The sequence below is a fragment of the Pseudomonas imperatae genome (genome assembly GCF_057128625.1).
In genome coordinates this window covers 142182-153496 of sequence record NZ_JBSKHP010000016.1, presented here as the reverse complement: position 1 = coordinate 153496, position 11315 = coordinate 142182, and the positions used below count along the sequence as shown (strand labels likewise).

General features: G+C 66.9%; 7 protein-coding genes. 3 read left to right on the top strand and 4 right to left on the bottom strand.

The annotated features are described in order from the left end of the window. The 3 genes from gspD to ACWKWX_RS20690 all read left to right on the top strand — a co-directional run bounded on the left by gspD (nucleotide 1) and on the right by ACWKWX_RS20690 (nucleotide 4351). On the top strand, nucleotides 1–2265 hold the full coding sequence (gene gspD, locus ACWKWX_RS20700; protein ID WP_483828752.1) for a type II secretion system secretin GspD: 2265 nt from the start codon (nucleotides 1–3) through the stop codon (nucleotides 2263–2265). 207 nt (nucleotides 2266–2472) lie between these two features. Further along, nucleotides 2473–3651, top strand: coding sequence for an FAD-dependent urate hydroxylase HpxO (gene hpxO / locus ACWKWX_RS20695; protein ID WP_483828751.1), 1179 nt, complete (start codon nucleotides 2473–2475; stop codon nucleotides 3649–3651). 142 nt (nucleotides 3652–3793) lie between these two features. Beyond that, complete coding sequence (locus ACWKWX_RS20690) at nucleotides 3794–4351, top strand: YceI family protein (RefSeq protein ID WP_483828750.1); 558 nt, start codon at nucleotides 3794–3796, stop codon at nucleotides 4349–4351. A gap of 80 nt (nucleotides 4352–4431) precedes the next feature. On the opposite strand, the gene ACWKWX_RS20685 is transcribed toward ACWKWX_RS20690, so the two are convergent. The 4 genes from ACWKWX_RS20685 to ACWKWX_RS20670 all read right to left on the bottom strand — a co-directional run bounded on the left by ACWKWX_RS20685 (nucleotide 4432) and on the right by ACWKWX_RS20670 (nucleotide 11282). Continuing rightward, the gene (locus ACWKWX_RS20685) at nucleotides 4432–5058 is read right to left on the bottom strand and encodes a class-II aminoacyl-tRNA synthetase family protein (protein WP_483828749.1); all 627 of its coding nucleotides are present in this window, start codon (nucleotides 5056–5058) and stop codon (nucleotides 4432–4434) included. A gap of 234 nt (nucleotides 5059–5292) precedes the next feature. Further along, entirely contained in the window at nucleotides 5293–6858 is a 1566-nt protein-coding gene (locus ACWKWX_RS20680; protein WP_483828748.1) for a DHA2 family efflux MFS transporter permease subunit, read from the bottom strand. After that, entirely contained in the window at nucleotides 6855–7973 is a 1119-nt protein-coding gene (locus tag ACWKWX_RS20675; protein ID WP_416424071.1) for an HlyD family secretion protein, read from the bottom strand. Before ACWKWX_RS20675 ends, ACWKWX_RS20680 begins: the two co-directional genes overlap by 4 nt. Nucleotides 7974–8882: 909 nt before the next feature. After that, entirely contained in the window at nucleotides 8883–11282 is a 2400-nt protein-coding gene (locus tag ACWKWX_RS20670; protein ID WP_483828747.1) for a DUF3772 domain-containing protein, read from the bottom strand. Nucleotides 11283–11315: the final 33 nt, after the last annotated feature.

The following is an 11315-nucleotide window of genomic DNA, read 5'->3' as shown; positions in this document are numbered from 1 at the left end:
ATGCCATCATCCTTGGTTCCGGTCCTGCTCGCCCTGTTCCTGCTGGCTGCCTGTTCCACCGCACCGCACAGCCTGGACAACGACTACAGCCTGGAACGCGAGGCCCTGCGCGGCACCGGCGACCAGCGCGGGCCGGTGCCGCCCAGCCCGCTCCCGCCACCGGTGGCCAACCCGCCGGGCACGGTCAGCGGCGGCCAGCGGCAGATCATCCAGGGCAACCAGCGCTTCGTCCAGGGCCCGGGCAACAGCGTCGGCCTGCCGGTGGCGGCCCCCGGCGCGGCGCGCCAGGGCGACGGCAGCGGCGGGGTGATGTTCAACTTCAACAACCAGTCCATCGTCGCCGTGATCAACACCATCATGGGCGACCTGTTGCAGGAAAACTACAGCATTGCCCAGGGCGTGACCGGCGACGTGTCGTTCTCCACCTCCAAGCCGGTGGACAAGGCGCAATCCATGGCCATCCTGCAGTCGCTGCTGTCCTGGACCAACAACGCCATGATCCGCCAGGGCGACCGCTACCTGATCCTGCCGGCCAGCCAGGCGGTTGCCGGGCAGCTGGTGCCGTCCATGGACCTGCGCCAGCCGGCGGCGGGGCTGTCGGTGCGGCTGTTCCCGCTGCGCTTCATCTCGGCCACCGAGATGCAGAAACTGCTCAAGCCGTTCGCCCGGGAAAACGCCTTTCTGCTGGTGGACCCGGCGCGCAACGTGCTGGGCATGGCCGGCACCAGCGACGAACTGGCCAACTACCAGGCCAGCATCAACACCTTCGACGTCGACTGGCTGCGCGGCATGTCCATCGGCGTGTTCGGCCTGCAACGCGCCACGGTGGCGGAACTGATGCCCGAGCTGCAGAAGGTCTTCGGCCCCGACAGCGGCACGCCCCTGGCGGGCATGCTGCGCTTCATGCCCATCGAACGCACCAATTCGGTGGTGGCGATTTCCTCGCAGCCGCAGTACCTGCAGGAGGTGGGCGAGTGGATTCGCACCATCGACAACGGCGGCGGCAACGAGCCGCAGCTGTACGTGTACGACGTGCGCAACATGAAGGCCACGGACCTGGCCAAGTACCTGCGGCAGATCTACGGCAGCGGCGCGATCAAGGACGAGGCCGCCGCCGAGGTGGCGCCCGGCCTGACCACTACTACCCTGGGCACGCCTATCGGCAGCAACGGCGGCATGGGCGCCGGCGGGCTCAGCAGCCTGAGCCGCAGCAACGCCATCGGCCAGGGCAGCAACAACCCGATTATCCAGGGCGCCACCAACCAAACCCAGGGCTATGGCCAACAGGCCCAGGGCACGGCCGCCGCCGGCGCTGACGAAGCCGACAACACCGACACCAGCACCAACGGCCGCAAGAGCCTTGACGACAGCACCCGCATCACCGCCCAGCAAAGCAGCAACCAGTTGCTGATCCGCACGCGCCCCAGCCAGTGGGCCGAGATTGAAAGCGCCATCCGCCGCCTGGACAACCCGCCGATGCAGGTGCAGATCGAGACGCGCATCCTCGAGGTGTCGCTGACCGGCGAGCTGGACCTGGGTGTGCAGTGGTACCTGGGCCGCCTGGCCGGCAATTCCACCACCACCGGCATCGGCAACGTCAGTGGCAGCCAGGGCGCGCTGGGCAGCGGCGGGGCAGGGCTGGGCGCCACCGACGCGCTGTTCTATTCGTTCGTTGGCAACAACCTGCAGGTGGCCATCCATGCCCTGGAGTCCAGTGGCAAGACCCAGGTGCTGTCGGCGCCATCGCTGGTGGTGATGAACAACCAGCAGGCGCAGATCCAGGTGGGCGACGACATTCCCATCAGCCAGACCACGGTGAACACCATTGCCTCGGACACCACCTTGAGCAGCGTCGAATACGTGCAGACCGGGGTGATTCTCGACGTGGTGCCGCGCATCAATCCGGGCGGCCTGGTGTACATGGACATCAAGCAGCAGGTCAGCGACGCCGGCACCACCACCAGCGCCGACGTCAACCCGCGGATCTCCACGCGCTCCATCGCCACCCAGGTGGCGGTGCAGAGCGGCCAGACCGTGCTGCTGGGCGGATTGATCAAGCAGGACAACGCCGAGACGGTGAACAAGGTGCCGTACCTGGGGTCCATTCCCGGCCTGGGCTGGCTGTTCGGCGCCACCACGCGCAGCAAGGGGCGCACCGAACTGATCGTGCTGATTACCCCCAGGGTGGTGACCAGCAACAGCGAGGCGCGCGAGGTGACGGACGAGTACCAGCGCCAGTTCAAGCTGTTGCAACCGGCGCGGTGATGCCCTGGCGTGGGGCGCCCTCGTCGCGGGCGCTCCACCGTGTGGCATTTCTGCCTGCGCTCGCGCAGGGCCATGTGCCCCCCTGGCGCCCCGCGTACACAGGCCCGCGAGGGCTCTGGCACAAGCTTCATGTGCCGTTTGGCAAAGCTGGCAAGCAACCTGCAATACCTGACCAATCGATCAGGTTTGTTATCAAGGTACTTCGCCATGTCCCCAACTTCCCGCCCCCTCGACATCGTCATCATCGGCGCCGGCATCGGTGGCCTGTCCGCCGGCATCGCCCTGCAGCGCGGCGGCCACCGCGTGCGGCTGTTCGACCGGGTGCCGCAGCTGACCCCGGCCGGCGCGGCCATTTCCATCTGGCCCAACGGTGTCAATGTGCTGGCCAAGCTCGGCCTGGACGAGGCGATCAAGGCGGCCAGCGGCGACATGCGCGGCATGAGCTACAGCACCGCGGCAGGCGAGTTGCTGACCCGCTTCAGCCTGGAACCGCTGTATGACACCGTCGGCCAGCGCGCCTGCCCGATCGCCCGCACTGCCTTGCAGGCGATCCTGCTGCAAGCCTGCGGGCCGCAGCACGTGACGCTAGGGGTCAGTTATGAAACGGTCGAGCCGCTGGACGACGGCGTGCGGGTGACCTTCAGCGACGGCCAGCAGATCAAGGCCGACCTGGTGGTGGCGGCCGACGGCACGCACTCGCGCCTGCGCAACCACGTGGTGGGCCGCGAGGTGCAGCGCGAGTACTGTGGCTACGTCAACTGGAACGGCCGCATCGACGCGGCTGCCGACCTGGCGCCTGAAGGCGAGTGGACGCAGTTCGTCGGCGAGCACAAGCGCGTGTCGCTGATGCCCATGGGCAACGGCCAGCTGTATTTCTTCTTCGACGTGCCGTTGCCAGCCGGCACGGCGAACCAGCGCGAGGCCTACCGCGATGACCTGGCCGGCCACTTCAGCGGCTGGGCCGCTCCGGTGCAGCGCTTGATCGAGCGCCTGGACCCGGCCATCGTCAGCCGGGTGGAAATCCATGACATGGCGCCCATCAGCAGTTTCGTCAAAGGCCGCGTGGTGCTGCTCGGCGACGCTGCCCACCCCATGGCCCCGGACCTGGGCCAGGGTGGCTGCCAGGCCATGGAGGACGCCTGGGTGCTGGCGCGCTGCCTGGACGATGGCGTCGGCCTGGACGCCGCCCTGCAACGCTACGACGCTGCGCGCGCCGAGCGCACCGCGCAGATCATGCAGCGTGCCCGCGCGCGGTCGCAGGTGACCCATGGCGGTGAGCCGCAGGCCACCCAGGCCTGGTACCAGGAACTGGCAGCGGAAACCGGCGAACGGGTGATCGCCGGCCTGGCCAAGACCGCCACGGGCGGCGGCGAATTGCTGATGTAACCCCACACCGATGCGTGCGTAGCCGCTGCCGCAGGCTGCGCTGGCCCTGAGTTACGCTGGAGACCTCCAGTGTGGACAAGGGCCAGCGCAGCCTGTCGGCAGCGGCTACAGTGAAAGGTGTGCCGTGCGTCAGGGGTGTGCCATGAAACGATTGTTGTGTTGCACCTTTTGGGCAGCCTTGGTTCTCGCCCCTGCCATCCAGGCGGCGCAATACACCGACGTCAACCCCACGGCCAGCACCCTGAGCTTCACCTTCAACCAGATGGGCTCGGGGACCTACGGCACCTTCAAGCGTTTCGTCGGCAGCCTGAGCTTCGACACCGAGCACCCCGAGGCTGCGCATTCACGGCTGGTCATCGAGCTGGCCAGCATCGACGCCGGCAGCGACACCGCCAACACCGAACTGCGCAAGCCGGCCTGGTTCGACACCACCGCCAACCCCCAGGCCACCTTCGAATCCACCGCCACCCAGGCCCTGGGCGACAGCCGTTACCAGGTCACCGGCAACCTCACCCTGCGCGGCATCACCCGCCCAGTGACCGTGCCCTTTCACCTGAAGGCCGAAGGCGGCATCGGCATCTTCGAGGGCGAGCTGACCCTCAAGCGCAGCGACTTCAACATCGGCAAGGGCGAATGGGCGGACACGGTGGTCTCGGACGACATCGCCATCAAATTCCGCCTGGTCGCCCCCCAACGCTAACGCTCGTAGCAGCTGCCGAAGGCTGCGTCCGGCGCTGGCCTGCACCTTCGCGGCGGCTGGGACGCGGCCTTTGGCCGCTGCTACGGGCGCGGTGTGGAGGTGGCCAGCACCAGCCGTTCCAGGCCGATGCCAAACCCTGCGCCCTCGCGGTATGCGCCGCCACCCACCACCTGCTGCTGGGCGCCCAACGCAGGGCAGCGCACCTCGAAGCCCTGGCCGTCAACGTAATAGCTCAAGCCGCGCTTGACGCCCACATTCAGCTCGTAATCAAGCTCCAGCGTATCCAGGAAACCGGTGCAGATAGCTTGGCTGCGCTGCAAGGCCAAAGCCGGTGATGGCCCCAGGATCTCCAGCCCCAGCTGGGTGAATTCCCGGTAGCGGCCTGCTTGCGGGCGCTCATACCGATAGCAACGCGCAACGTAGAAAAACATCGCTTCCTTGCGCGTGCCCAGCAACCAGTCGTTGCGTTCCTGGAACAACGCAGTCGCTTCAGGGATGAGGCAGCAGGGCCGCCCGGCCTTGTCATCAAAGGCCCACATTTGGCCGATGATTTCGCTGCCGCCGGCCTTTTCGATAAACGTATCCTGCCCCCACAGTGCGGGAACAATGGCCTCCTCAGCCCCGGCGTCGATGAAGATAGCTCCGGAAGCGAGCCTCCATGTCCCGCAGGGTAGCCGCTTCCTCGCCAGTGACAATTCGTGTTCCACGCAGCATGGTCATTGTGTTGCTCTCCAGTTTTTCATAGGCAATAAAAAAGGCGCCGGAGGCGCCTTTGGGGTTGTGTCAGCGGGTGGTCAGCAGCCGCAAACGGGGTACTGACCAAACGATGAGCGCAAGCAACCGCGGCACCCGAAGCAGGGGCCGTGTTGATGTCGGTTGGTTGAGCAGCAGATATTCATGGGGCGATAGTTGCACGGTTTCCGCAGCGGTGACAAGCGCGATCAATGGGCGTCGGCCGAGGGCTGTTGCGGCGGCTGCACCTTGCGCATCAGCGGCACCAGCGCCGTGGCGACGATGAAGCAGGCCATGATCATCAGGAACGCATCGGCGTAGGTCAGCACCTGTGCCTCGCGCCAGGTCAGCGCCCACAGCTGGCGCAAGGCGGTCTGGCTGGCGTCGAGGCTGTTCTGGCCCAGCAGTTGGGCGTTCAGGGTGAGTTGCTCGAGCCAGTTGTTCATGCTTTCGTTGCGGGTGTTGAGGTGCTCGGCCAGGCGCAGGAAGTGCAGGTTGCTGCGGTCATTGAGCACCGTGGCGCAGGCGGCGATACCGAGGGCGCCGCCCAGGTTGCGCATCAGGTTGAACAGGCCCGAGGCCAGTTTCAGGCGGTCAGGGGCCAAGGAACCGAGCGTCAGGGTGACCACCGGCGGCACCGCCATCTGCTGGGCAAATCCGCGGATGGCCTGGGGCAGCAGCAGTTCCTTGGCGCCCCAGTCGTGGGTGATGGGCGAAAAATCCCACATGGACAGGGCGAACAGCGACAGCCCCAGCATCAGTATCCAGCGCAGGTCGACGCGGTTGGCCAGCAACGCGTACACCGGAATCGCCAGCAGCTGGAAGATGCCGGTGGTGAACACCGCCAAGCCGATGTCCAGTGAACCGTAGCCGCGCACCCGGCCCAGGAACAGCGGGGTGAGGTAGATGGTGGCAAAGATACCGATGCCGGTGATGAACGAGAACAGGCAGCCCAGGGCGAAGTTGCGCTCGCCCAGGGCGCGCAGGTCGACGATGGGCTCGCGTATTTCCAGGCAGCGCCAGATGAACAGCGCGCCGCTGACCGCGGCGATCCAGGCGGTGGTGGCGATGGTGCTGTCGCTGAACCAGTTCCACCGCGGGCCTTCCTCCAGGGTGTATTCCAGGCAGCCGAGGAACACCGCCATCAGCGCCATGCCGATGTAGTCGGCGCCCTTGAGCAGGCTGGGGTTGGGGCGGTCGACCTTGACCAGCATCGGTACGGCGAAGGTCACGAACAGCCCCGGCAGCAGGTTGATGTAGAACAGCCAGTGCCAGGACGAGATGTCGGTGATCCAGCCGCCCACCGCCGGGCCCAGGGTCGGCGCCAGGGAGGCGATGGCGCCGATGGTGGAGGCGGCGATGACGCGCTGCTTGCCGGTGAAATACATGAAGGCGGTGGTGAACACCAACGGGATCATCGAGCCACCCAAGAAGCCCTGCAAGGCGCGGAAGGCAATCATGCTCTGGATGTTCCAGGCCAGCGCGCACAGCAGGCTGGTCAGGGTGAAGCCGGCCGCCGAGGCGGCGAACAGCCAGCGCGTGCTCATCACCCGTGACAGCCAGCCGGACATGGGGATGACGATGATTTCGGCGATCAGGTAGGCGGTCTGCACCCAGGCGGTGTCGTCGGCGCCGGCAGACAGGCCGCCGCCGATGTCCTTGAGCGAGGCGGAGACGATCTGGATGTCGATCAGGGCGATGAACATGCCGACGCACATGGTGGCGAAGGCGGCGACCTTCTGGCCGGTGCTGAGGGTGGGCAGCGGGCTGTTCATGGCCGGCTGGCCACGGCAACGTCATCGTGGCCGGCGTGCTGCTGGGTGTCGACCCGGGCGGTCACCGACAGGCCGGGGCGCAGGGCGCCGAACTCGGCGTCGCTGCTGTCCAGGCGCACCCGCACCGGCACGCGCTGGACGATCTTGGTGAAGTTGCCGGTGGCGTTCTCCGGCGGCAGCACACTGAACTGCGCGCCCGTGGCCGGCGCCAGGCTGTCGATGTGGCCATGGAACACACGCCCTGGGAGGATATCGGCGCGGATGCTGACGCCCTGGCCCACCTGCATGCGCGCCAGTTGGTCCTCCTTGAAGTTGGCGTCGATCCACAGGCCCTTGGCCGGCACCACCGAAATCAGCTGGCTGCCGGCGGCCGCGTAGGCGCCCACCCGTGCACGGCGGTTGCCGACGTAGCCGTCCACCGGCGCGCGCAGCTCGGTGTAACCGATGTTCAGCTGCGCCTGGTCGCGCTCGGCCTGGGCCTGCTGCAACGCGGCGCGGGCCTGGCCGCGCTGGCTGTCGATCACGTCCAGTTGGCGGCGCGCGGCTTGCAGGCCGGCCTCGGCGCGGGCACGGTCGGCGCGCGCGGTCTTCCAGGTGGCGTCGGCGCGCTGGGCGCTTTCCACCGACACGGCCTGGCTGCGTACCAGGGTCTGGTAGCGGGCGTGGTCGTCGCCGGCGCGCTGGGCTTCAGCGTCGGCGGCGTCGATCTGCGCGCGGGCCTGGTTGATCACCGCCTGTTGCAGCTGTTCGGTGGCGTCGAGGTTGACCAGCGTCGCCTGCTGGGCCGCGACGGCGCCGTCGGCCTTGGCCAGGGCGGTGCGGTAGTCGCGCACATCGATGCGCGCCAGCAGGTCGCCGGCCTTGACGAACTGGTTGTCCTGCACCGCCACGTCGGTGATGTAGCCGGGCACTTTGGCGCTGATCACGGTCACGTCGGCGCCGACGTAGGCGTCGTCGGTGTCCTCGATGAAGCGGGCGGCCAGCCACCAGTGGCCGGCGTAGGCCAAGGCGCCGAGCACGGCGAGGGTCAGCACGCCCAGGCGCAGGGCTTGCTTGCGACTGGCGCCAGGGGTGGCGGTGAGGGTTTCGGGCGCGGGGGTGACGTGAGCGTCCATGGCGGGCGGCCTCGTGTTTTTCGGGGATGGTGTTTATATTATGGTAATAATATTACACAGTGAATCTAATAATGGAAGGGCGGGGGGAGGTCCGGTTGTCGGCGCGGCGCGGCGCGGCGCGGCGCAGCCGCGCCCAGGAAACGCCGCGAGCCGCGTTTGATCTTGATCCCGTGCGGCCGTTGATCTTGATTGTGTGCCCCGTAAAGCGCCAGGGCCGACTGGAGGCGTCGAGCAAGCGGTCCGAGGCGGAGCCGAGGAAGACGGAACCGGAGACGCTTCTATTCCGGGCCGTCGTCCGCTTGATCGGCGCCGGAGGGAGGGGACCCGCAGCGAAGCGTAGGGACCAAGCAGGGGCAAGCCTTTTTTGCTTATTTTTTGTCTGGGCCGGCACACCGGGCGTTTGACAAAAAGTGAGCCGGCGTAAGGCCGGAAAGGTGAAGTGGCATCACCCTGGATGCTGGATATACATAGGGCTTTCGAATCCCGCTTCGGCGATTTCGAACATATCCATTTTCGTGGTGCGATCACCGACCGTTTCGCCCTTACGGCGAGTAACTTTTTGGCAGTCGCCCCAAAAAGTCACCAAAAAGGGCTTGCCCCTGCTTGGGCCCTCCGCTGCGCTACGGGTCCCCTCCTTCCGGCGCCGATCAACGGGCAGACGGCACCCGCTATAGAAGCCTGCGGGTTACCGTCTCTTCGGCCTGCGGCCTCGGCCCTTCGGGCAGCCCGTTGATCGACGCCTCCAGTCGGCCCGGGCGCTTTACGGGGCATACAATCAAGGTCAAAAGCCAGATCAAGATCAAAAGCTAGATCACAAGCAGATCACAAGCAGATCACAAGCGCGTCGTACGCAACGCGCCTGTGTGTGCCGCGCCCGGCGAGGGATGCCGGGCGCGGCTGGGGGCGCTGTTACAGGGGGAGGGGGGCTTTGCTGGATTCGTCGTTGATCAGCAGCATGCTCTGCGGCGAAGACAGCGCCACGCCCATCTCGCGCAGCTGGCCAAGGATGGTAAACAGCAAGTCACTGCGCGCGCCCGACACCGAACGCGGGCTGTTCACGTAGCCGCTGGCGCTGATGATCAGCCCGCTGGCGGTCAGGTCCTTGAACGACACCGACGGCGCCGGCGCATCGAGGATCGACTCATGGGCGTTCAGCGCGTTGAGCAGCAGCTCGCGGATCTTCAGCACGTCGGTGTCCAGCGGCAGGGTCAGGGTGATGCCGACCACGCCCAGGGCGTTGCCCATGGTCACGTTGCGCACGTTCTGGGTGATGAACTGCGAGTTCGGCACGATCACCGTGGAACGGTCGGACATCTGGATTTCCGTGGCGCGCACGTTGATGCGACGAATGTCGCCCTCAACGCCGGCCAGGCTGACCCAGTCGCCTACCTTCACCGGGCGCTCGGTGAGCAGGATCAGGCCGGAGATAAAGTTCTGCACGATCGCCTGCAGGCCGAAACCGATACCCACCGACAGGGCACTGACCACCCAGGTGAGGTTGGTGAGGCTGATACTCAGGGTGGACATCACCATGATCGCCAGCAGCACGTAGCCGATGTAGCCCACCAGGGTCACCAGGGAGGCGCGCATGCCGGCGTCCATGGTGGTTTCCGGCAGCAGGCGCTCGGTGAGCCAGGCCTTGAGGATGCGAATGCCCAGCAGGCCGCCGACCAGCAGGGCCAGGGCCAGCAGGATGTCGCCGGGCAGCACTTTCAGGCCGCCCAGGGGCTTGTCGCCCAGGTCCAGCAGGGTGAAGCTCTCGAGGATCTCGGCAGGGCTGGAGCCCGAGGGCATGAACGCCAGCAGCATGCCGGAGAACAGCAGCAGGGTGCGGCCCACGCCGGCCAGCAGGGTGCTGACCTGGGCCTGGTGGCGTTGCGACAGGCCCAGCGCCGAGGCCAGGGCCAGGCCGCCGGGTTCCTTGGGCGACAGCAGGGTTTCGCAGAGGTCGCCGAAGAAGGCGATCAGCAGGTAGGCGCTGGTGGCCACCACGCTGATCCACAGCATCTTCACGGTGAGGAAGTAGGCCAGGGTCAGGTAGCCGGTCACCAGGGCCAGCAGGATCACGCCCACCCAGGTGCCGAGCAGCAGCGGCAGCAGTGCGGGGAAGCCGGTGGGACGTTCCACCTCGAACTGGTGGTGGCTGCGGTGGTAGCGCACCAGCGCCCAGAAGGCGATCAGCGAGACCACAAGGGCGGTCAGGCCGTTGACGGCCACGGTCAAGGCCAGGCTGCTGGCGATGACGCTGTTGATGCGTTCCTGGGTGCCGATCAGCATCAGCGCCAGGGCCAGCAGTTTCGGGAACGGGCCCAGGGCGCTGGCGATTTCATCGGCAATGTTGGGCAGGCGCCACGAAGGCCGGCGCAGCATCAGCATGGCGCGGCCCAGGCCGACGATGAAGGCGCAGAAGATCGCCAGGGTCATCATCTGGTCCAGCAGGTTGACCACGTTGGCGCTGAGGTCGGCGTTGCCGGTGATGCCCCAGTGCAGCACCTGCGCCGAGACGCCGATGGTCAGCACGGTGGTCAGCCCCACGCTCAGCGCCAGGGCGCTGCGGCGCAGGCGGCCTTCGGGCAGGAAGCGGGTCATCGACCAGGCCAGCAGGCGTTCCAGCAGGCGGCGGCCGCTGGTCCAGATCAGCACGGCCACGACCAGCGCGCCGAGGAAGAACCAGCGGGCCTGCGGTGCCATGACCGCGGCACTGCCGTTGCCCACGTCCTGGGCCAGGCTGCTCAGGCGGCGCACGTCGTCGTCGGTGGGGCGGATCAGATTAGACCAGAAGGTCGGGCTCAGCGGGCTGGCCGAACGGGCGCTGATCTGCGAGTTGAACAGGCCGCGGCGCAGGTTGACGATCTGCGTGGCCAGGTCGCGGGCCGACTGGCTCAGGGCCGTCAGCTGTTTCTCGTCGTCCACCAGCGCGTTGCGCTTGCCGGTCAGGGCCTGGCGCTGGGCGGTAAGGGTGGGCGCCTCGTCGGGCACCAGTGGGCCGATGACCTTGAGCTGGTCGTCCAGGTGCTCGATGCTGACCGAGCGCTGGGTGTTGAGGTCGTCCGCCTGCTTCTGCACCTGCAGCGCCGCCTGGCGCAGGGTGGACAGCTGGTCGTCGTTGGCGCTGCCGGTGACCCGCTGGCGAATCAGGTCGAGCTGGTCGTTGAGGGTTTCCAGGGTGGCGCCGTCGGCCAGCGTCGGCAGGGCGGTTGCGGTCTGTGACGGGGCAGCACTGGACTGCGCAAAGGCTGGCAAGGTGGTACAAAGCAGTAGCAGGGTGAGCACCCCGGCGTACCAACGGTTCAGCTTGGCTTGCTGCATTCTCGGTTCTCTTTGTGCGGTGAGCGTGTAAAC